Here is a 21,702-nt window from a genome sequence, read left to right as displayed (position 1 = left end):
TCAGAGGTCGAGGACGATCTTGCCGAAGTGGCTGCCGCTTTCCTGGTGGCGGAACGCGGCCACCAGGTCATCAAGCGCGAAGTGGCGGTCGATGACCGGGCGCAGGCTGCCGGCATCGAGCGCGCGCACCATGTCCTGCTGCTGGCGGCGGTTGCCGACCACCAGGCCCTGCAACCGCAACTGGCGGGCAAGCGCCAGCGCCAGCGGTATCCGCGCGTCGACACCGGTCAGCACGCCGATCAGCGAAACATGTCCGCCCACGCGGCACGCCAGCATGGACTGTTCCAGGGTGTCGGGGCCGCCGACGTCCAGCACATGGTCCACGCCGCGGCCGCCGGTGAGCCGCTGGGCGGTCACGCCCCACTGCGGATCCTGGCGATAGTTGATCACCTCGTCGGCACCAAGCGCGCGCAGCCGCTCGAGCTTGGCATCGCTGGACGACGTGGCGATCACCCGCGCCCCGGCCAGCTTCGCTAACTGCAGCGCGAATACCGACACGCCGCCGCTGCCCTGCACCAGCACGACCTGTCCGGGCTGCAGCGCGCCATCCTCCATCAATGCGCGCCAGGCGGTCAGCCCTGCGGTGGTGAGGGTCGCGGCCTCGGCATGGCTCCAGCCACGCGGCGCATGCGTGAACGCGGTGGCGCGCGCCGTCACCTGCTCGCGCGCATAGCCGTCGATGCCGTCGCCCGGGACACGGGAGAAGCCGTCGGCGGGCGCCTCGCCATCGAGCCAGTCGGGGAAAAACGTGCTGACCACGCGGTCGCCCACGGCGAACTCCGTGACGCCGGCGCCCAGTGCGGTCACTTCGCCCGCGCCGTCGGACATCGGGATGCGCTGCTCCGTCGGTCCGGTCACTCCGCTCACCACCAGGTAATCGTGGAAATTGAGGGAACTGGCGTGCAGGCGCACGGTGATCTCGCCCGCTGCGGGCTCGACCGGCCGCGTGATGCCGGTCGTGACATGCTCGAAGCCGCCGCCGGCGGAGATGTACAGCGTCTTGATGGTCATGTGGGTCTCCCCTTGATGACCGGGGCTCCCGGGGCGCGATGGATGCGCCGGAGTCACGATGTGGTGGGCCGTGATGGATTCGAACCATCGACCAGCGGATTAAAAGTCCGATGCTCTACCGACTGAGCTAACGGCCCGGCAGGGGCGGAATTATGTCACACGCCTCTCGCCAGGCAGCAGCCCGCGTGGCCGGAAGCGCGACGCATCACCCCACGTAGCGGGTCGGATCCGCCACGCCGGCGCCGGCGAAACCCTCGGCGCGGAGTACGCAGGCGTCGCAGCGGCCGCAGGCGCGGCCTTGGGCATCGGCGCTGTAGCAGGACACCGTCTGCGCGAAGTCGACGCCGAGGCGCAGGCCTTCGCGCACGATGTCGGCCTTGGACATGCGCTGCAGCGGCGCGTGCACGCGGATCCCCGCGCCCTCCACGCCGGCCTGCGTGGCCAGGTTGGCGAGGCGCTCGAACGCTGCGATGAACTCCGGCCGGCAGTCCGGATAGCCGGAATAGTCCACGGCGTTGACGCCGCAGAAGATGTCCGCCGCGCCCACCACTTCGGCCCAGCCGAGCGCCACCGACAGCATGATGGTGTTGCGCGCCGGCACGTAGGTCACCGGAACGCCCGTGCCGCCCGGCTCCGGCACGTCGATGTCGGCGGTCAGCGCCGAGCCACCGATCGCGCGCAGGTCCACGCCCACCACCTTGTGCGCGGCCACGCCCGCGGACGCGGCCAGCGCGGCCGCGGCCTCGAGCTCGGAGGTGTGGCGCTGGCCATAGGCGACGCTCAGCGCATGCACGGCGAATCCCTGCTCGCGCGCGATGGCCAGCACCACTGCCGAATCCATCCCACCGGAAACCAGCACGACGGCGTTTTTCTTCATGGCCGCCGAGGCTCCTTGACGGTTCGCCTGCACGTTACCGGCCCGGCTCATCGTTCCAGAGGATCTTGTGCAGCTGCAGCTGGAACTTCACCGGCAAGCGGTCGGCGACGATCCAGTCGGCCAGTTCGCGCGGTTGAAGCTCCGACTTGCTGGGCGAGAACAGCACGTCGCAGCGCTCCGGCAAGGCCTGCTCGGCCAGGGTCGCGCGCGCCCACTCGTAATCTGCGCGATTGCAGATCACGAACTTGACCTGGTCGTGCGCGGTGAGCAGCGGAATGTTGGACCAGAGGTTGCGGTGCACCTCGCCGGAGCCGGGCGTCTTGATGTCGAGCACGCGCGACACGCGCGGGTCGACGTCGGCGATGTCGATCGCGCCCGAGGTTTCCAGCGACACCACGAATCCGGCGTCGCACAGCGCACGCAGCAGGCCGATGCAGCGCTTCTGCGCCAGCGGCTCGCCGCCGGTGACGCAGACATGGCGCACGCCGTGGCTGGCGACCTCGTCGACGATGGCGGCGATGTCGCGCCACTCGCCACCGTGGAAGGCGTAGGCGGTGTCGCAGTACTGGCAGCGCAGCGGGCAGCCGGTCAGGCGCACGAAGACCGTGGGCCAGCCGGCGTCGCGCGCCTCGCCCTGCAGCGAGAGGAAGATTTCAGTGATGCGAAGCCGGTCCGGGGCCGCGGCAGCGGCCACGCCGGACTCGGCGGAAAGGGTGTCCATGGGCGTCATTCTACCGCGCGCCCCGCGCCTCTCCCCGTACGGGGCGGCGGAAAGCAGGGTTCAGCGCAGGCTGTTGAGCTGGATCGAGCGCAGGCGGTCGTCGGCCGTGCGCGCGGCGTCGGTACCCGGGTATTTCGCCACCACCTGGCCCAGCGTGGCCTCGGCCGCGGGCAGGTCGCGCAGGCCGTACTGCGACAGGCCCACCTTCAGCAATGCGCCCGCGCTCTTGTCATGCGTGGGATAGCGCTGCAGGACCGCCTGGAACTGTTCCATGGCCAGCGCGTAGTTGCTGGTGACGTAATAGCTTTCACCCAGCCAGTACAGCGCGTTCGGCGCGTAGGAGCCGGTCGGATAGGCGCGCAGGAACGCCTGGAACAGGTTGGCGGAATCCGCGTAGCGGCCTTCCTTCATGGCGGAAAACGCCAGCTCGTAGGCGCTGCGCTCGTCGGCGGCGTTGGCCAGCAGGCCGGCATCGCCGAACACGGCCGGAGCGCTGTCCACGGGGCCCGCCGAACGCGGTGCCGGGGTGGCTGGCGACTTGGCCGCAGGCGGCGTCGACGCAGCGGGAGCAGGCGCCGAACCTCCGGCGCCTTCCAGGCGGTTCATGCGGTCGTCGAGGTCGAGGTACTGGTTGCGGGCACTGGTCTGCAGCTGGTCGTTCTGCTGCTGCAGTTCCTCGATCTGCCCGCGCAGCGCCTGCACTTCATTGCGCAGTGCGGTGAGCTGGTTGAGCAGGTCGACGTTGCCCTGGTTGTTGGCGGCCTGCGCTTCGAGCGCGGAGACACGCTCGCCAAGGCTGGCACGCTGCGCCGAAGCCGGCGGGGCGAACAGCGCCGCGGCAAGCGCGCTGGCGAGGACAAGGCTGGACAGGACGTGGCTGCGGGTCATGGCATCGGCTGCTGTTGTTCGGACTCTGGAAAGACAATCGGCAGCTGGCGGGGTTCCCCGACAGCTGCCGACGTGGGTCACGCGTGCGCCGCTCAGCGGGCGGTATAGACGATCTCGGCGCGGCGGTTCTTGGCCCAGCAATCCTCGTTCGAGGCGGTGCAGGTCGGACGCTCTTCGCCGTAGCTGGTCACCGAGACCTGGCTGCCGTTGCCGCCGTTGGCCTGGAGGGCCGACGACACGGCATTGCCGCGGCGCTCGCCGAGGCCCAGGTTGTAGTCGCGGCTGCCGCGCTCGTCCGCATGGCCTTCGAGGGTCAGGCGCGCGGACGGACGGTCACGCAGGTACTTGGCGTGGCACGCCATCGCAGCCTGGAACTCCGGGCGCAGCGCTTCCTGGTCGAGATCGAAGTACACCACGCGCTGGCGCAGGCATGCATCGGTATCGAGGTCCTCAGGACCGTAGGCGCCCGCGGTGGTGGCCGGCTGGGTGGTGGTCGGGGTCGAAGGACCGGTGTCGACCGGCGCCTCTTCCTTGACCTTCTTGGTACACGCTACGGCGGCCATGCAGAGCAGGGCCGTGAGCAGAACGCGGGTTGGGGTCTTCATCTCTCGTCGATCCTCTGCAAAGGGGTTATGCATTCAGCTTGCTGGCGGGGATGTGCAGGCAGCGTCAGCGCTGCCGGAACGGTCCCCATGCGGGTTCGCGGACGTTGCCGTCGGCGAGCACCAGTCTTTGCCGGACCCGGCCATCGGCGGAGACGGCATACAGGACTCCCCTGGTGCCTTCCCTTGCCGCGTACAGGACCATGCTGGCGTTCGGGGCGAAGCTCGGTGACTCATCGAGCGATCCCGGCGACAGCGTGGACCACCTCGGTGAACCGAGGCTGCGATCCAGCAACGCGATACGGTATACGTTTCCTGAACCTTGTGCCACGGCGATCTTCTTGTCGTCGAACGACACCGTCGGGCTGGCGTTGTAATTGCCCTGGAAAGTCACGCGCGTGGCGCTGCCGCCGGACGCAGGCACCTGGTACACCTGCGGCCTGCCGCCGCGGTCGGAAGTGAAGTAGACGCTGTTGCCGTCGCTGCTCCAGGTGGGCTCGGTGTCGATGCCGATCTGGCTGGTCAGCTGGGTCAGCGCCTTGCTGCCGAGGTCCATCACGTAGATCTCGGGGCTGCCGCTGCGCGAGAGCGTGAGCGCCAGGCGATTGCCGTCGGGCGAGAACGCGGGCGAGCTGTTGATGCCGCGGAAGCTGGCCACGCGCTCGCGCGCGCCGGTGCCGAGGTCCTGGATGTAGATCGCAGAGTTGTTGTTGTGCTCGAACGACACGTAGGCCAGGCGGCGCCCGTCGGGGCTCCAGCTGGGCGACATCAGCGGCTCGGTCGAGCGCACCACCACCTGCGGCGCGTGGCCGTCGGCGTCGGCCACCATCAGCGCATAGCGCGTGTTGGTGCCGGTGCCGGTGGCGGTGACATAGGCGATGCGCGTCCAGAACGCGCCGCGCACGCCGAGGATCTTCTCGTAGATGGCATCGGCCATCTGGTGCGCGACATCGCGCATGGCGTTGGCGCGGCCGGTCATGGCCATGCCGAGCAGGCGCTCCTGCTTGGCGACGTCGAACAGTTCGTACTCCACCCGGAACGCGCCGCCGCCGGCATCGACCACGCGGCCGACGACCAGGAAGTCCTGCTTCAGCAGGCGCCAGGTCGGATAGTTGACCTCGCTGCCGCGCGTCGGGCGCTCGGTGATGTCCTGCTCGGGCAGGCCGCGGAATTGCCCCGATCGCGCCAGGTCCTCGCGGACCACGCGGGCGACGTCGGTATCAGGCGCCGCGCCGCCACCCTGGTAGGGCATCGGTACCACGGTGATCGGCAGCGCCTGGGCGTTGCCGCCCACGATGTCGATCTCGAGCGCCTGCTGCGCCGAGGCGGCAAACGGCAGGAGCAATGCAAGGCAGGCGACAAGCCAGGCGCTGGGCGTAGCCAGGCGGCGTTGGGTTCGGGTCATTCCGGGCTCCGGGGGGGCGATGCGGTGAGCGTGACAGGGTGGCGGTGAAAGCATGCTCAAGGATGAACGCGGGCGGACCCGACGGCCAGCGACGCGCGATCAGCGGTCCGCTGCAGTGAAATTGAGGTTGATCGTGCGGTTGAACACCGACTCGAAGCCGGCATAAGGCAGCGGCTGCGCCTTGAGCACCGCGGCTTCCACGGAACGGCGGCCGAGTTCGTCGAACGGACACGACGGCGCAACTTCCGCCTTGACGACCGTGCCGCCGCGCACCTGGGTGATGTGGATGACGCACTTCTGCCCCAGCGGCACGTTCTCGGGCCGGGTCCAGTTGCGCAGGATCGCTTCCTGGATCGCCGCCGCATAGCGCGCGCTCAGCCCGGCATCCACGCCGTCGTTGCCCGGCGGCGGCGTGCCCGCGGTGGACTGCTGCGCGGACGCCTGCTGCGCGCGCTGGTCGGCAATCTGCTTGAGCTTCTGCTCGGCAAGCTCCGCTTCGCGTCGCGCCTGCGCCTGCTGCTTGCGCAGCTCGGCGAGCTTCTCCTCGCGCTCGCGCTGCTGCGCCGCCAGGCGCCGCTGCTTCTCGGCCTCCTCCTGGCGCAGGCGTTCGGTGAGGTCGATCTGCTCCTGGCGACGCCGCGCTTCCTGCTCGCGCTCGGCGGTCTCGCGCGAAATCGCGTCGCGCCGCGCGGCATCCTGGTCGACGGTGTCGGGCTCCGGAACCTGCTCCTGGGCCTGCGGTTGCGGCGTGACCGGCGAGTCTTCCGGCCGCGGTTCGGGCAGAGGCTGCGGTGGCGGCACCGCGGCTTCTTCCACGGGCTCGGGCAGCGGCTCCGGATCGGGCTCCGGCTCGGGTTCCGGCGGCACCGGGTCGGGACGGTCGCGCAAGGTGCGCTGCATGGCCGGCGACAGGTCGCCGGCATCCATCATTTCGGCGCTGATCGGCGAGCCGGCGGCCGACTGCGGCGCGGCCGCGCGCGTCCACCACAGGCCGGCGAACATCAGGGCGAACAGGGCGACGTGGAGCAGCAGCGCCAGCCCGAACGCCTGCGCGGTATCGGCGCGGCTTTCACGCATCAGCGCGGACCGTCCTGCCTGGGATTGCTCATCAGGCCAACGCGCTCGACACCGGCGTTCTGCAGCAGCGCCATCGCGTCCATGACGTTCTGGTAGCTGCCGTTGCCGTCGGCCGCGATGAACACCGCGACCTGCGGGTTGTTGGCCACGATGGCGCGCACCCGGGCGTTGAGCGAGGCGGCATCGACCGCTTCATTGCTGCCCGCCTCCACCGCGAGGAAGTAGTGGCCGTCGGCGTCCACGCTGACCACCACCGGATCCTTCTTTTCCTGGATCGATTTGGCGTTGGATTCCGGCAGCTGCACGTCCACGCCGAGGTTCATCAGCGGTGCGGTCACCATGAAGATGATCAGCAGCACCAGCATCACGTCGATGTACGGCACGACGTTGATCTCGTTCTTGAGCTTGCGACGGCGCGCGCGCCGGCTTCGGACGGACATGGGTCAGGCCTCCCCGGTGGTCGCCTGCCGCTCCAGGATCGAAGAGAACTCGTCGGAGAACGCGTCGTAGCGACCGGCGATGCGCTCGACCCGCGTCGCGAAGCGGTTGTACGCCCACACCGCCGGGATCGCGGCGAACAGGCCCATGGCGGTGGCGATCAGCGCCTCGGAAATGCCCGGCGCGACGCTGGCGATGGTGGCTTCCTTGACGTTGGCCAGGCCCTGGAAGGCGATCATGATGCCCCACACCGTGCCCAGCAGGCCCACGTAGGGCGCGATGGAACCGACGTTGGCGAGGAACTCGAGGTTGTGCTCGAGTCCGTCCAGCTCGCGCGAACTGGCCACGCGCATGCCGCGTTGCGCGCCTTCGAGCTGGGCGCGTCCGTCACCACCGATGCGCTGGCGGCCGCGCGAGTATTCGCGGAAGCCGGCCTCGAAGATCGACTCCAGGCCTTCGACTTCGCGGTTGCGCTCGCTGGCCGAGCTGTAGAGCTTGCCGAGGTCGACGCCGGACCAGAACTTCTCTTCGAAGCGGTCGGCTTCCTTCGCGGCGCGGTCGAGCATGCGCTTCTTGCGGAAGATGATCACCCACGATGCGATCGACGCGAACAGCAGCACCAGCATCACCAGCTGCACGGGGATGGAGGCGTGCAGCACCAGGTGCAGCAGGTCGAGGTTGGCGCCGGCGGCCGGTGCCGCCGCGGCCTGCGCGGCGTCGGCCGCGAGCTCGACGGACTGCGCCGCGGCTTCGTCGGGCAACGGTTCCGCCGTGGTCGCCTGCAGCAGGGTGGCCAGTACACTCATCGGTCTTGCTCCGCGTTCGATTCGAGGGGTTTGAGTTGCAGGTACAGGTGGTCCGGGATGGCGCGCGGCCGGAAGCCGCCGGCGTCGAGCGCCGCGACCCGCACCCGCGCGGCCACCAGCAGTTCGCCGTCGCGCCGCACTTCCTGCGTGAACACCACGCTGGCGCGGCGGAGCTCGGCAACTGCCACGGTGACCTGCAGCGCGTCGTCCAGGCGTGCAGGCCGATGGAAGTCGAGCTGCATGTCACGGACGGCGAACACCAGGTCGTGCTGGTCGCGCATTCCACGTTGCCCGTGCCCGAGGGCGCGCATCCAGTCACTGCGTGCGCGTTCGAAGTAGGCCACGTACCGCGCGTGGTACACCACGCCGCCAGCGTCGGTATCTTCCCAATACACCCTTGTCGCCAAGCTGAACGGGTGGCAAACCGCGCTTGTCATGGCAGCAATTCCCTGCCTGCGCCGCGCGGCTGCAGGCCGAGGTGGCGGTAGGCCTTGTCGGTGGCCATGCGCCCGCGCGCACTGCGCACCAGGAAGCCCTGCTGGATCAGGAATGGCTCGATCACGTCCTCCAGCGTGCCGCGCTCTTCGCTGAGCGCGGCAGCCAGCGACTCCACGCCCACCGGGCCACCGTCGAAGCTGCCGATGATCAGGTTGAGCAGGCGCCGGTCGAGGTCGTCGAAGCCTTCCGGGTCGACCTTCAGCAGCTGCATCGCGGCCTTGGCGACCTCGTGGTCGATATGGCCGCCGGCGCGCACCTGGGCGAAGTCACGCACGCGGCGCAGCAGGCGGTTGGCGATGCGCGGCGTGCCGCGCGCGCGGCGCGCGATCTCGTCGGCACCTTCCGGCGCGCAGTCGATGCCGAGGATCCGTGCCGAGCGACGCACGATCCGCGTCAGCTCCTCCACGTTGTAGAACTCCAGGCGCTGGACGATGCCGAAGCGGTCACGCAGCGGCGCGGTCAGCAGGCCCGCGCGGGTGGTGGCGCCGATCAGCGTGAACGGCGGCAGGTCGAGCTTGATCGAGCGCGCGGCGGGACCCTCGCCGATCATGATGTCGATCTGGAAGTCTTCCATCGCCGGGTACAGCACTTCCTCGACCACGGGCGACAGGCGGTGGATCTCGTCGATGAACAGCACGTCGTGCGGCTGCAGGTTGGTCAGCAGCGCCGCCAGATCGCCGGCCTTCTCGATCACCGGGCCCGAGGTCACGCGCAGGTTCACGCCCAGCTCGTTGGCGATCACGTGACTGAGCGTGGTCTTGCCCAGGCCGGGCGGACCGAAGATCAGCACGTGGTCGAGCGCCTCGCCGCGACCCTTGGCCGCTTCGATGTAGATCGACAGCTGCTCGCGCACGGGCTGCTGGCCCAGGTATTCGTCCAGCCGCTGCGGGCGGATGGAGGCCTCGAGGGCGGCGTCCTCGCGCGAGGCGGAGGGGGCAATGATGCGGTCTTCGCTCATGCCGACATGTTCGCATGGGCGCCGCGGCCCTGGCGCGCCAGCCGCCCTTCCCTGCTCAGATCTCGACCTGCGCGCCCAGCTCCACCAGGCGGTTGCCCGGGATGCGGAAGAAGTTGTTGGCCGGCGCCGCGTTGCGGTGCATGAAGGCGAACAGCTTGTCGCGCCACACCGGCATGCCGACGTGGCGGCTGGCGACGATGGTCTCGCGGCTGACGAAGTACGTGGTGTCCATCGGATCGAAATCCATGCCTTCTACGTCGCAGGAGCGCATCAGCGCCAGCGGCAGGTCGGGCGTCTCCATGAAGCCGAAGCGCGCGGTGACCCGGTAGAAGTCGTCGCCGATTTCCTTCACTTCCAGCCGTCGCTCGCGCGGCGCGTACGGCACCTTGAGCGTCTCCGCGGTCAGGAACACGTTGCGCTCGTGCAGCACCTTGTTGTGCTTGAGGTTGTGCATCAGCGCGTGCGGCACCACGCCGGGGTCGCTGGTCAGGAAGATCGCCGTACCCGGTACGCGCACCGGCGGGGCCAGCATCAGCCCGGGGATGAAGGTGTCCAGGCGGATGCCTTCCTTCTGCACCGCCAGGCGCAGCAGCTCGCGGCCGTGGCGCCACGTGCGCAACATGGTGAACAGCACGATGCCCAGCACCAGCGGGAACCAGCCGCCCTGCAGGATCTTGGCGCCGTTGGCGACCACGAACGCGACTTCGATGGCCACGAACGCCACGCAGCACGGCAGCACCCAGCGCCGTGCCCGCAGCCACAGCGCGCGCGCCACGATCACCAGCAGCAGGGTGTCGATCAGCATCGTCATCGACACCGACACGCCATAGGCCACCGCCAGCCGCGACGAGCTGCCGAACGCCAGCACCAGCCCGATCACCACAATCGCCATCGACCAGTTGATCGCCGGGATGTAGATCTGGCCGATGGTCTCGCTCGAGGTGTGCTTGATGCGCATGCGCGGGATGTAGCCCAGCTGCATGGCCTGGCGCGCCACCGAGAAGCCGCCGGTGATCACCGCTTGCGACGCGATCACCGTGGCCGCCGTGGCCAGCACGATCATCGGCCAGCGACCCCACTCGGGCACGCCGATGTAGAACGGGTTGCGGATCGCCGTCGGGTCCTCGAGCACCAGTGCGCCCTGGCCCAGGTAGTTGAGCATCAGCGCCGGCAGCACGAACCAGTACCAGCCTAGGCGGATCGGACGCGGGCCGAAATGGCCCATGTCGGTATAGATCGCCTCGCCGCCGGTCACCGCCAGCACCACCGCCCCGAGGATGAACACACCGCCCCAGCTGTGCTCCATGAAGAACTTGGCGCCCCACCAGGGGTTGATCGCCTGCAGTACTTCGGGTTCGTGGAGGATGTTCACCACCCCCAGCACCGCAAGCGACAGGAACCAGAGGATGGTGATCGGCCCGAACACGCGCCCGACCTTCTCGGTGCCGTAACGCTGGGTGGCGAACAGCCCCGCGAGCACCAGCACCGTGACCGGCACGATCCAGCGGCGCAGGCCCGGCGCCACCACCTCCAGGCCTTCGACCGCCGACAGCACCGAGATCGCCGGGGTGATCACGCCGTCGCCGAAGAACAGCGAGGCGCCGAACACGCCGAGCAGCCCCACCATGTACACGGACTTGGATCCGGGCTTCAGGCTGCGCTGGGCCAGCGCCATCAGCGCCATGATCCCGCCCTCGCCTTCGTTGTCGGCGCGCATGATGATCGTGACGTACTTCAGCGTCACCACCACGGTCAGCGCCCAGAACACGAGCGACAGGATGCCAAGCACGGTGTCGTGGTTGGCGACCAGGCCGTAGTGCGGCGAAAACGCCTCGCGCAGCGTGTACAGCGGGCTGGTGCCGATGTCGCCGAACACCACGCCAACCGCACCCACCACGAGGGCGGGCAGGCCGGTCCTCGACTTGGCCTTGCCTGGCGCGCCGTGGGTCGCGGCAGCGCGCCGTGGAGTACCTGCGGACATGGGTTTCCGGGGTGCCTGCGGTCAACGAAGCGCGGACTGTAGCGCCTTTCGGATGATGGTTTCCGCAGGATCGCCGTCCACGTGCGCCTGGCGCGCCATGCGCTGCGCCTCGGCCGGCTTGTAGCCCAGCTGCTGCAGGGCCTCGGTCGCCTCCGACAGCGGGTCGGCGGGCGTGCCCGGCATCGGCATCGCCGTCGCACCACCCATGATTGCCTCGGCGCGGTCGCGCAGTTCCACCACGATGCGCTCGGCGGTCTTCTTGCCGATGCCCGGGATGCGGGTCAGCGCGGCGACGTCGCCGCCCGACACCAGGCGCGCGAACTCCTGGACGCTGGCGCCGGACAGGATCGCCAGCGCGATCTTCGCGCCGATGCCGGTCACCCGCTGCACGTCGCGGAACAGGCGCCGCTCGGCCTCGCTGGCAAAGCCGTACAGCGATACCGAATCTTCCTTCTGCGCGTAGTGCGTGAACAGCGAGACCTCGGCGCCGAGCACGGGAAGTTCGTAGAACGTGCTCATCGGCGCTTCCAGCTCGTAGCCGACGCCGTTGACGTCGATCACAAGCCACGGCGGTGATTTGTGCGCGAGCTTGCCGCGCAGGCGTCCGATCATTTGCGGCTCCAGGCCAGGCGTTCGTCGATGCCCAGGCGCCGCGCGCTGGCGCTGACGTGGGCGTGGGTGATGGCGATCGCGAGCGCGTCCGCGGCGTCGGCCTGCAGGCGGCCGCTGAGCCCCAGCATCGCGCCGACCATGTGCTGCACCTGGGCCTTGTCCGCGGCGCCCTTGCCGACCAGCGCCAGCTTCACCTGGCGCGCGCCGTATTCGTGCACCGGCAGGTCGTGCATGACCACCGCGCAGATCGCCGCGCCGCGCGCCTGACCGAGCTTGAGCGCGGAGTCGGCGTTCTTGGCCATGAACACCTGTTCGATGGCGACCTCGTCCGGGCGGTGCTCCTCGACGATCGCGCGCAGACCGTCCAGCAGGCGGCGCAGGCGCTGCGGCAGGTCGCCCTTGCACGCGGCCACGCCGGCCATCAGGTTGAGCGGCGCGTGGAACACGTGCTTCACCCGCCCGGTGGCATCGACATCGATGATGCCCACGCCGGTGCGCTGCGAGCCGGGGTCGATGCCGAGGATCCTGGTCACGTCGTGCTGCTACGCGTACGCGTCGTCGCCGAGTTCGGCGTTGGAATACACGGCCTGGACGTCGTCGATGTCCTCCAGCCAGCGCAGCAGCTTGACCACCTGCTGCGCGGTCTCGCCTTCGACGGCGATGTCGTTGTCGGCGCGCATGGTGATTTCGGCGTGGTCGGCGGGAAGGCCGGCGGCGGCCATCGCGTCACGCACGCTGCCGAAGTCCTCGGGTGAGGTGACCACGTCGATCGCGCCGTCCTCCGGGTACACCACCACGTCGTCGGCGCCGGCCTCGATGGCGGCATTGGTCACCGCGTCCTCGCTGGCGCCCGGCGCGTAACGCAGCACGCCCTGCTTGTGGAACATGAAGGCCACGGAACCGTCGGTGCCCAGGTTGCCGCCGAACTTGCCGAACGCGTGGCGCACGTCGGCCACGGTGCGCACCTTGTTGTCGGTCAGGCAGTCGACGATCACCGCCACTCCGCCCGGGGCGTAGCCCTCGTAGCGGATCTCCTCGTAGTCCACGCCTTCCAGTTCGCCGGTCGCCTTCTTGATGGCGCGCTCGATGACGTCCTTGGTCATGTTGGCCGAAAGCGCCTTGTCGACGCCGCTGCGCAGGCGCGGATTGCTGCCGGGATCTCCCCCGCCGGCGCGCGCGGCAACCGAGATCTCGCGGATCAGCTTGGTGAAGATCTTGCCGCGACGCGCGTCTTCGGCGTTCTTGCGGCCTTCGATGGAGGGGCCTCTGCCCATGCGTATTCCCGTCAACCCTGGTGGCGATAGGAGATGGTACCCGCTCCGGCGAATGCGCTCCCCGGCGCAGCCGGTCAGCGGGCGAAGCGGCCGTCGCGCAGGAACGTGATCGCCAGGCGCGCGGCCTCGGCGGAGACCAGCAAGCCGCTGTGCGAGGCGTCGATGACCACGTGGCCGGCCAGGCCCGGCAGGCGCGTCTCGGCCACCGCCACGGTGCCGTCGTGCGGCTCCTCGAAACGCGCGACCAGCGCGCCCAGCCCGTGCGGCCGCGACCCGGCGACCATGCCGACCTCCACTCCCTGCGGCAGCGCGATGCAGCCCTGCCGCAGCAGCGCGGCGCTGCGCCCGAGGTAGAGCGCGGTCAATGCGCGGCGCGACAGCGCGTGGGCTGCGCCGCTGCCGCACAGCGGCGTGCCCAGGCAGACCACGCGCGCCACCGGCAGTCCCGGCTCGGTATGGAGCGCCTGCAGCGCGACCAGCCCACCAAGGCTGTGGCCGACGAGGTGCGTGGGCTCGCTGCCGCGCAGCCGCGCGCGCAGCGCGTCGACCGCGGCCCCGGTGCTGCCCAGGATGCTGCGGTACCCGATGATCCCGGTAGTGAAGCCGGCTGCGCGCAGGCGTGCAGCGAAGCGGTGCATCGCCAGCGGCGGCATCCACAGCCCGTGCAGCAGCAGTACGCGGCGGGCGGTGGCGGGCATGTCAGGCTGCGCCAGGCGCCGGGCGGCGCAGGATGAACTCGAGGTCGCGCACGCGGCCGACCGGGAACAGGTATTCGCCCACCGGCTCGAAGCCGCGGCGCGCATAGAAGCGCTGCGCGCCGAGATTTCCGGACCAGACGCCGATCCACAGCGTGCGCGGACCGTCGCGTTCCAGCCAGCCCATGGCGGTGTCGAACAGCCGCCCGCCCCAGCCGCCGCCCTGGTGGGATGCCATCAGGTACAGGCGCTTGAGTTCGCCGTCGCCCGGGGCGACATCCGGATGCGGCAGGCCGCAGGGCCCGACCGCCGCGTGGCCGACGGCTTCACCGTCGTCCTCAAGCAGCCAGACCGCGTAGTCCGGGTGCGAGAGGATCACGTGTTGCTTTTCGACCGCATAGGCGTCGGCGAGGAACGCCTCGAGATCCTCCGGCGGGTACAGGTGGCCGAAGGTTTCGACGAACGTCCGCGCCGCCAGCCGCGACAGGGTCGCGGCATCGTCGGGCGTCGCGCGGCGGATGGTGACGGTCACGCAGTCGCGTCCAGGCGCGCCGCGATCAGGCAGCAGGCTTCGGCCGCACCGCCACGTGCACCTCGGCCAGCTGCACGTCCGGGATCGGCGACGGCGCGCCGGTCATCAGGCACTGCGCGCCGGTGGTCTTGGGGAACGCGATCACGTCGCGGATCGATTCGCTGCCGGCCATCAGCGCGGCGATGCGGTCGATGCCGAAGGCGATGCCGCCGTGCGGCGGCGCCCCGTACTTCAGCGCGTCCAGCAGGAAGCCGAACTTGGCCTCGGCCTCCTCCGCGCCGATGCCGAGCAGTTCGAACACCGCCGACTGCATCGAGGACCGATGGATGCGGATCGAACCGCCGCCGATCTCGTTGCCGTTGAGCACCATGTCGTAGCCGCGGCTGGTCGCGGTGCGCGCACTGGCGCGCAGCGCGGCCTCGTCATCCACTGCCGGCGCCGTGAACGGGTGGTGCAGCGCCACGTAGCGCTGCGCCTCGTCGTCGAACTCGAACATCGGGAAGTCGGTGACCCACAGCGGCGCCCAGCCCGCGGCGACCAGGTCGAAATCCTTGCCGGCCTTGAGCCGCACAGCGCCCATGAAATCGCTGACCGTGTTGTAGGCACCGGCACCGAAGAACACCATGTCGCCGTTGCCGGCGCCCACGTGCTGCAGCAGCGCGGCGAACGCCGGCTCGTCGAAGAACTTCGCGATCGGCGAGTTCACCGCGCCGTCGTCGCCGATCTTGGCGTAGGCCAGGCCCTTGGCGCCGTACTTCGCGGCGTGCGCGGCGTACTCGTCGATCTGCTTGCGGCTGAGCGCCGCACCGCCGGGGATGCGCAGCGCGCAGACGCGGCCGCCGTCCACGCCGGCGAAGTCGGTGAACACCTTGAACTGCGAGTCCTTGACCAGCACGTCGACGTCCACCAGCTCCAGCGCGATGCGCAGGTCCGGCTTGTCAGAGCCGTAGCGACGCATGGCCTCGGCCCAGGTCATGCGCGGGAACTCTCCCAGCTCCACGTCGATCACCTCGCGGAACACGTCGCGCATCATCGCTTCCACCGTGTCCTGCACGATCGCCTCGTCCACCCATGCGAACTCCATGTCCAGCTGGGTGAATTCCAGCTGGCGGTCGGCGCGCAGCGCCTCGTCGCGGAAGCAGCGCGCGATCTGGTAGTAGCGGTCGAAGCCGGCCATCATCAGCAGCTGCTTGAACAGCTGCGGCGACTGCGGCAGCGCGTAGAACTCGCCGGCGTGCATGCGCGCCGGCACCAGGAAATCGCGCGCGCCCTCGGGCGTGGCCTTGGTGAGGATCGGCGTCTCGATGTCCTGGAAATTGCGCGCGTCCAGCCAGCGGCGCAGCGCGGCCACCAGCTTCGAGCGCGTGCGCATCTTGCGCTGCATTTCCGGCGTGCGCAGGTCCAGGTAGCGGTACTTCAGGCGGATGTCCTCGCCCGGGTTCTCGTGCGCGTGGAACGGCAGCGGCTCGGCCTTGTTCAGCACCTCGATCGCGGTCGCCACCACTTCCAGCTGGCCGGTGGCGATCTTGGCGTTGACGCTCTCGCGGCGGCGCACGGTGCCGGTGACGCGCAGGCAGTCCTCGTAGCCCACCCTGGCGGCGGTGGCGATCACCTCGGCGTTGCCCGCCGTGGCGGCGTCGGGCTCGGCGACCACCTGCACGATGCCTTCGTGGTCACGCAGGTCGATGAAGCACAGGCCGCCGAGGTCGCGGGCCACGTCGGCCCAGCCGCACAGGGTGACGGTCTGGCCGACCAGGGAGGCGTCGATCAGGCCGCAGAAATGGGTACGCATGGAAACTCCGGACGCGGGAAACGGGCCGCCGGGCGGCGGAGCCCGCTAGTTTAAAGCGTCCCGCCGCCGATGCCGCCCCGGTCCGGATTGTTTCCGGGCGCCGTCAGGCAACCGGCTTGGGCTCCGCCTTGGGTGCAGGTGCCGCCGCCGGCGTGGCGGGCTCGCTCTTCGCCGGGGTGGCGGTCGCCGGCTTGGCATCGGCCTTGCCGGCGCCCTCGCCGCCTTCGGCCAGGTTGCGCTTCTTGTCGCCGTCCTTCTTGAAGTCGGTCTCGTACCAGCCGCTGCCCGCAAGGCGGAACGAAGGCGCCGTCAGCTGCCGGCGCACCTCGCCCACCGCCCCGCACTCCGGACAGACATCGGGATCGGGATCGGAGAGCTTCTGCAGGCGGTCGAAATCGTGTTCGCACTGGGCGCAGCGGTAAGCGTAGATCGGCATGGCGGTGGCATTGACTCGGTGACGTGGGCTGCGGGCATTCTGGGGGCGCGGGCGGGCGAATCAAGCCACGGTCCCACGGTCCCACGCCCACAGCCCACGACCACCAGGCCCCGAGTCCGCGAATTGCCGGGATTCCGTTACCGCGCGCGGGAGACTTTCCGCTCGCCCACCCGCGGCGGCATCGCATCGATGCCGTCCGCGACGCGGTCGTGGTACGTCGGGCGCACGTGGCGCTGGATGATCGGTGCCTCGCCGAACCAGGCAGCGTTCACGTAGAGCTCGTCGATGCCGTAGATCCGGTTGCCACGCTGCCCCATCGGCCGGAAGTAGCGGACCTGCAGCGGCATGCATTCGGTGGCGCCGATCGCGTATGCCTCAGAACAGGACGGGACCGGGCCGCCGATGTTTCCGCGGTAGCGGCTCTCGTAGAGCCGGGTATGCGGCTCGCCGCCAATGACGGTGCCAAACAGCTGCCAGGAGGCGCGGGAGGTCGAGGTCGGGTACTCCGCCCCCGGATAGCGCGTCACCTGCCGGGTAATGCCGTCCGGGTCGCGCACGAAGGTCGTGTCGGCACGCGGTGACTGCCACGGGCTGGCATTTGCGTTCTGGGTGAACGTGCCGTACTCCCAGCTCCCCAGCACCGACAACGCATCCACTGCCGCGCCGACGCGCGCGTCCATCAGCACCGACGTGCCCACCAGGCTGTGCGTCAGGCCGTCGTCCGCCTGCCTGCGCGCCAGGTAGAGCACCGGCACGGCCATCGACTCACCGCCTTCGAGGCGCCAGTAGGTGACCTCGGTCTGCGGATACCGCAGCTGCAGGGTGCCGCGCGGTCCGAGCTTCCACTCGAATGATCCGCTGCCAAACCCGCCCACCCGCGGCTGCATGTCCGCGTCCACCTTGGACCCGGTGTCCTGGACGAGGCCGCTGCCATCGGGAAGGAACGTGGTCTGCGCGTATTCGCACCCCGAGAGCACGTCCGTCGTGCTGACCGCATCCGGCTCCAGGCAGAAGTGCGGCAACGCGCGCCTTCCGCTCACGTCCGCCGGCCAGATGCGCTGGGACATTCCGTCCAGGCTGAAGGCATGCGCGATCCGGGTGCTGCTCGCGTCAGTCGGCGGGAGATGGGGATGGTCGGGATAGGACACCCGCACGGCCCCGGTCACCGACCACAGGCTGTAGCGATCCCCGACGAAGTGGCGCCGCCAGGTTTCGTGCACGGTGTCACGCCTTGTCAGCACCTGCACCGGCGGCTGGCCCGGCGCAAGCTGCACGAAGTCGTAGGAGAAGACCGGCGCCGACGCGCGCGGGGTCATGCGCAGCGTGCCTGCATCGAGCGCCGTGACGGTGGCGGCCGGATCGGTGCCGCTGCGGCCGTGGTACTCGAAGCCGCCATTGCCGCGCAGGAGCAGGTGGGCCGCGCTCTGGAGCGTCGCCTCACCATAGGCGAGGGGCGGCAGGATCGCGGTCCGGGCTCCCAGCACGGCGAGCGGCAGCGGAATTCCCGTCGGCTGCTGGACGAATGCTTCCAGCGACGCGGCAACGCCTGGCTGGGCTGCCAGGAACGTGCGCACTCCGGCATCGTCCTGCAGCAGCGCGTAGCCGTGCGCATAGCCGGCCGGCAGCGGCGCGGCACCCGAGGCGAGTGCCTGCAACACATTGCCGCCGACCGCGGCTTCAAGGCCGATCGAGCGGATCGCCTGCTGGTGTTCCTGGTCCGACAGCGGCAGGCGGCCACCCAGCACGCGGCTGACGTGATGGTGCAGCGAGGTGCCCATCGCGGTGATGCGGACGCGGTCGAGTTCACCAGACGTCAGGATGGCATCCGCGCCCGCGTTGCGCGCCAGGCGCGCGTAACTGCCCAGGATGGCCGCGTGCCTGCCATGGGCGGAATCGATTTCGATCGAGACCATCGCCTCTGGGCGACCACCCGGGACCTGCACGGAGAACGCCGGCAGGCTGACCGGCAATGTGGCAACGGCATCGCCGACGCGCAGCGTCACCATTGCCGGCCCGCTGTCCACGCCCGCTATCGCGACCTGGCCGTCGATACGCAGGCCCGTCGCCGCGCCAGGCAACCGCAGACGCGCCGACGGCGTGGCAGACACCACAGGCGGGACGACGCGTGCCGGCGTGCGCGACGCCGATGCAGTCGATGCGTCCCATGCCAGGGCACCGCCCGCGACAAGCGCCGCGACGGCAACCGTGAATCCGAGCTTCATCTGTTTCCCCTTTCGATACCGCCCCCTGCGGCAGCGCGGGATGCTCTCAGCTCGGCACGCGAACGGCAACCTTCAGGTCAGTCGCTGCTGCCCCACGGTGCCGGCGGCGCCGCCACCGGCGTGGCCAGGTCGAACGCGACCTGGAACATGCGGCCACCGGGACGCGACAGCTCGTAGAGGAAGCGAGTGCCGGGCTCGATCTCCATCGCCCAGGTGTTGGTGGTGGAGACGTCGGCACCGGTGCGGCCGAACAGCGCGATCGAGTCGGCATCCACCGGGAACTCCTGGCGCACCGCGGTGCCGGCGGTGGTGCTCTCGCCGCCGTACATGGTCTGCACGTCGGAGCTGCCGTCTTCGTGGCGGTGGTCATGCTTCAGGCGCAGGCCGGTACCGGTGCGAGTGAGCACCCAGGTGCGCGAATGGTCGTCGCCAACGTGGAACGGCACGCGCAGCTCGCGGGTCGGCTCATCGCAACCGCGGACGTGCATCACCAGCGCCTTGCCCTCGAAGGCGTCGGGTTCGGCCGAGGCCGGCTCGTTGGCGACGATGCGCCCGGCAAACGCCTGGCCGCAGTGGCTGGCGAGCGCGGCAAGGAAGGCATCGGCGGGGGCGGCATCGGTGGCCGGCGCGTCGGACGCAGGGGCGGATGTGTTGCCCGCGGCGACGTCGGCCGTCGCCTGCGGAGTGGACGGAGTGCAGGCGGCGATGGCCACCAGCGCGGCTGAAAGAGCGGAGAGTCGGATGATCGTCATGCGGTCACCGTAACCGCCGCGCACCGCCCACCGCAAACGCTATCGCGCCGCACAAGCCCGTCGCCGCTTCCTATACACCCTTGCCCGACGTCTCACCGGTAGCACCAGCTGATCGGCATGTTGGTCCCAGGTACTGAACTTCGTATCACCACGCAAGTGGTCATGCCCGATGGAAAGCACGTCACTGACCCTGGCTCCTTTGAAGCTCATCTGAAAGTGCAAGGATGAGCCAGTTTGCTTCCCGATTCTGCTCGTAAGCATCTGGCGCATACGCACCAGCGGACGATGTAGACGTTCATCTTTCGTCAAAGCACCTGCTGCGGCCGCAGCAGCGCTACTCGAACCACAGTCAGTCCTGATGTCACCATTCATGGCGAACGTGCTGCCGTTCGCGCCTGGTTCCATTGATCGTGTCGACATCACATTTGAGATCCGGCATGTGGTGTCGTTGCCACAAGCCTCCTGCCGTCTGGATCAATGAGCGAGTAAAGATCGCTTTTTGCGTATCCCCTTGGCGATCACCTGCTTGGCCGCTTAGGCCTTGAATTCGTCCGTGTACCGCATGCTGCCTATATGCACCTCATTCGATGCCGGTGCGATTCAGTGATTAAACTTCCTGCTGGACGCACCTGCCTCGACCAATCAACTGGGCGAAGCGTCCACCGATGTTCCCCGTGGGACTGTCCTCCTGGAGCCAGAGACAAACACCTTCGAGCTTCAGGAAGTCCCGGCCTTGGGCCAGGGGCGCGATCGCGATGCCGACGTTCGCTCCAGTTGCATCTCCCGGCACCTCAAGGCATCCACTTGTCACCAATGCATCGTCACGAACTGAAACATGGAGGTCGCCTTCCACCCACTTGCATGGGCGCCCTTCGAGCCGCGTTATGGCGACGACCAGCCCCCGGTCGAAAATCAACAACAATCTCCTGCCTTCCGCGGATTCACGGTAGCGAATGTCGCGGAGCTTGAACTTGTATTGGGAGAGGCTCAGGCACAAGCCTGCCACGCAACGATTCGGAGTTACAGGCACGTTGCCGCCCGCGGCCCCGGCAACTGACAGCACGCACGCCACAAGAATGGCAACAGGTAGGCGTTTCATGCATGACTCCGTCATGGGTCAAATCCAAGACTAGACGTCGTGCCTCCTGGCCCGGCAACGCGACTCTAGGATTGATTACGACGGTCGAGAGGTTATGACTTCCGTCGTAACCAGCTAAGGGCTCAGTCCTACGCGCACCACGTTTGCTGCCTGGCAAGTCCGTGTAACCATCTGGAATCCCGGGGAAGTGAAGAATGTCGCGGACAGTAGCGCCGATCCAGTTTTGGCGCGAAGTGTTTGTATGTCCCAGGTGCCCCGCAACTCCTTCTCCGTATTCTAACGTCAACCCTCCCAATCGATCCCAGTCGCCAGGAGATAGATCCATGGTGTTGTAGGTTCCAGTTGCGCGGGGTTCGGGCAGAACTTGCAACAGCAGGCGCATTCCGCCTTGGCCTTCGACGCGAAGCTTGCTGAACTCGGATGCGATTAGAGCGATGTTTTCGCGCGTCGCATCGGATCCTGTGAAGAAGACAGGTATCACGAGTACATCTCGCCCCAATTCATTGTCGACTAGGTAAGCCATTCGTCCGTCAGGGTCTGTGTACTTGTACGGATTGCTATTGGCGTAGCGGTACCGATTGAAGTTCGCGTCGGTGCTTCCGTCTGCCGCCACCGGATCAACGCTAAGGAACTTTCCGATTGCGGGATCGTAATAGCGCTGAACACTCTGACCCGACGCGGGTTCCGCCTATTGCTGCGATCAATCCTAGGCGCCATGCGGCCTGCGGTCGCCAACTCGCTTGGCAGCGTCAGCGAGCGCATCGGAGATCGCCACACTCATGACCCCAGCGACCAACAATGCGCCCCAAGTCAACGTGATGTCGTGACCCATCATAAGAGAAAAAACTATGTAACACCCGACGAAGAGCATCACACTAGCAAGCATTCGCTGAAGCCTCCGCCATTTTCTCGTGAGAAGTATGTAGATCACCAGGAACGTCAGCAAGTACCCCGACATCACAAGGAAATACCCAGCAAACACGACGCTCTGCCAGATCCTCACAGCTGCATTCGCTTCAAAGCGTG

Annotated in this window: 22 protein-coding genes, 1 tRNA gene and 1 pseudogene; all 24 read right to left on the bottom strand. The window is 68.5% G+C overall.

From position 1 onward, the window contains the following. Positions 1–1,011, bottom strand: a complete 1,011-nt coding sequence (locus tag JHB91_RS12995) for an NAD(P)-dependent alcohol dehydrogenase (protein WP_199473159.1) — start codon at positions 1,009–1,011, stop codon at positions 1–3. A 61-nt stretch (positions 1,012–1,072) separates the two neighbouring features. Beyond that, positions 1,073–1,148, bottom strand: a tRNA-Lys gene (locus JHB91_RS12990). A 68-nt stretch (positions 1,149–1,216) separates the two neighbouring features. Continuing rightward, positions 1,217–1,888, bottom strand: a complete 672-nt coding sequence (gene queC, locus JHB91_RS12985; protein ID WP_199473158.1) for a 7-cyano-7-deazaguanine synthase QueC — start codon at positions 1,886–1,888, stop codon at positions 1,217–1,219. A 34-nt stretch (positions 1,889–1,922) separates the two neighbouring features. Further along, positions 1,923–2,609, bottom strand: coding sequence for a 7-carboxy-7-deazaguanine synthase QueE (gene queE, locus JHB91_RS12980; protein WP_199473157.1), 687 nt, complete (start codon positions 2,607–2,609; stop codon positions 1,923–1,925). 60 nt (positions 2,610–2,669) lie between these two features. Next, entirely contained in the window at positions 2,670–3,497 is an 828-nt protein-coding gene (gene ybgF, locus JHB91_RS12975) for a tol-pal system protein YbgF (RefSeq protein WP_199473156.1), read from the bottom strand. A 92-nt stretch (positions 3,498–3,589) separates the two neighbouring features. Then, complete coding sequence (gene pal / locus JHB91_RS12970; RefSeq protein WP_199473155.1) at positions 3,590–4,102, bottom strand: peptidoglycan-associated lipoprotein Pal; 513 nt, start codon at positions 4,100–4,102, stop codon at positions 3,590–3,592. Between the two features lie 64 nt (positions 4,103–4,166). Then, entirely contained in the window at positions 4,167–5,504 is a 1,338-nt protein-coding gene (gene tolB, locus JHB91_RS12965) for a Tol-Pal system beta propeller repeat protein TolB (RefSeq protein ID WP_199473154.1), read from the bottom strand. A 99-nt stretch (positions 5,505–5,603) separates the two neighbouring features. Then, a complete protein-coding gene (locus JHB91_RS12960; RefSeq protein WP_199473153.1) occupies positions 5,604–6,581 on the bottom strand; it encodes a cell envelope integrity protein TolA in 978 nt (325 codons plus the stop codon). Beyond that, complete coding sequence (tolR, locus tag JHB91_RS12955; protein WP_199473152.1) at positions 6,581–7,021, bottom strand: protein TolR; 441 nt, start codon at positions 7,019–7,021, stop codon at positions 6,581–6,583. The genes JHB91_RS12960 and tolR overlap by 1 nt, the downstream gene beginning before the upstream one ends. A gap of 3 nt (positions 7,022–7,024) precedes the next feature. Next, a complete protein-coding gene (tolQ, locus tag JHB91_RS12950; protein ID WP_199473151.1) occupies positions 7,025–7,825 on the bottom strand; it encodes a protein TolQ in 801 nt (266 codons plus the stop codon). Beyond that, positions 7,822–8,262: a tol-pal system-associated acyl-CoA thioesterase gene (ybgC, locus tag JHB91_RS12945; protein WP_199373375.1), complete on the bottom strand. Its 441-nt coding sequence runs from the start codon at positions 8,260–8,262 to the stop codon at positions 7,822–7,824. Before ybgC ends, tolQ begins: the two co-directional genes overlap by 4 nt. Then, positions 8,259–9,281 carry a Holliday junction branch migration DNA helicase RuvB gene (ruvB, locus tag JHB91_RS12940; protein WP_199373376.1) on the bottom strand — a complete coding sequence of 341 codons (1,023 nt, stop codon included), beginning with the start codon at positions 9,279–9,281 and terminating at the stop codon, positions 8,259–8,261. The genes ybgC and ruvB overlap by 4 nt, the downstream gene beginning before the upstream one ends. 55 nt (positions 9,282–9,336) lie before the next feature. After that, positions 9,337–11,262: a potassium transporter Kup gene (locus JHB91_RS12935; RefSeq protein ID WP_199373377.1), complete on the bottom strand. Its 1,926-nt coding sequence runs from the start codon at positions 11,260–11,262 to the stop codon at positions 9,337–9,339. 21 nt (positions 11,263–11,283) lie between these two features. Further along, the gene (ruvA, locus tag JHB91_RS12930) at positions 11,284–11,874 is read right to left on the bottom strand and encodes a Holliday junction branch migration protein RuvA (RefSeq protein ID WP_199473150.1); all 591 of its coding nucleotides are present in this window, start codon (positions 11,872–11,874) and stop codon (positions 11,284–11,286) included. Continuing rightward, the gene (gene ruvC, locus JHB91_RS12925) at positions 11,871–12,407 is read right to left on the bottom strand and encodes a crossover junction endodeoxyribonuclease RuvC (protein WP_199373379.1); all 537 of its coding nucleotides are present in this window, start codon (positions 12,405–12,407) and stop codon (positions 11,871–11,873) included. The genes ruvA and ruvC overlap by 4 nt, the downstream gene beginning before the upstream one ends. A 9-nt stretch (positions 12,408–12,416) precedes the next feature. Further along, complete coding sequence (locus JHB91_RS12920) at positions 12,417–13,148, bottom strand: YebC/PmpR family DNA-binding transcriptional regulator (RefSeq protein ID WP_199473149.1); 732 nt, start codon at positions 13,146–13,148, stop codon at positions 12,417–12,419. Between the two features lie 74 nt (positions 13,149–13,222). Further along, positions 13,223–13,846, bottom strand: coding sequence for an alpha/beta hydrolase (locus JHB91_RS12915; RefSeq protein ID WP_199473148.1), 624 nt, complete (start codon positions 13,844–13,846; stop codon positions 13,223–13,225). A gap of 1 nt (position 13,847) precedes the next feature. Beyond that, positions 13,848–14,375 (bottom strand): GNAT family N-acetyltransferase, encoded by a 528-nt coding sequence (locus JHB91_RS12910; RefSeq protein WP_199473147.1) that lies wholly within the window; start codon positions 14,373–14,375, stop codon positions 13,848–13,850. Positions 14,376–14,400: 25 nt separating this feature from the next. After that, a complete protein-coding gene (gene aspS / locus JHB91_RS12905) occupies positions 14,401–16,167 on the bottom strand; it encodes an aspartate--tRNA ligase (RefSeq protein WP_199473146.1) in 1,767 nt (588 codons plus the stop codon). A 103-nt stretch (positions 16,168–16,270) separates the two neighbouring features. Further along, a complete protein-coding gene (locus JHB91_RS12900; RefSeq protein WP_199473145.1) occupies positions 16,271–16,603 on the bottom strand; it encodes a zinc ribbon domain-containing protein in 333 nt (110 codons plus the stop codon). A 137-nt stretch (positions 16,604–16,740) separates the two neighbouring features. Beyond that, positions 16,741–18,825, bottom strand: a complete 2,085-nt coding sequence (locus tag JHB91_RS12895; protein ID WP_199473144.1) for a hypothetical protein — start codon at positions 18,823–18,825, stop codon at positions 16,741–16,743. Between the two features lie 77 nt (positions 18,826–18,902). Then, positions 18,903–19,577 (bottom strand): hypothetical protein, encoded by a 675-nt coding sequence (locus tag JHB91_RS12890; protein ID WP_199473143.1) that lies wholly within the window; start codon positions 19,575–19,577, stop codon positions 18,903–18,905. A gap of 607 nt (positions 19,578–20,184) precedes the next feature. After that, entirely contained in the window at positions 20,185–20,676 is a 492-nt protein-coding gene (locus JHB91_RS13985) for a hypothetical protein (protein ID WP_233398748.1), read from the bottom strand. Between the two features lie 538 nt (positions 20,677–21,214). Next, positions 21,215–21,325: pseudogene (locus JHB91_RS14040) on the bottom strand (Rhs family protein); the annotation flags it as partial. Positions 21,326–21,702: the final 377 nt, after the last annotated feature.

Origin of the sequence: Luteimonas sp. MC1828 (assembly GCF_016461615.1) — a bacterium.
Taxonomy (GTDB): domain Bacteria; phylum Pseudomonadota; class Gammaproteobacteria; order Xanthomonadales; family Xanthomonadaceae; genus Luteimonas.
The sequence above is the reverse complement of the archived record's forward strand: the minus strand, read 5'-3'. Positions and strand labels throughout refer to the sequence as shown.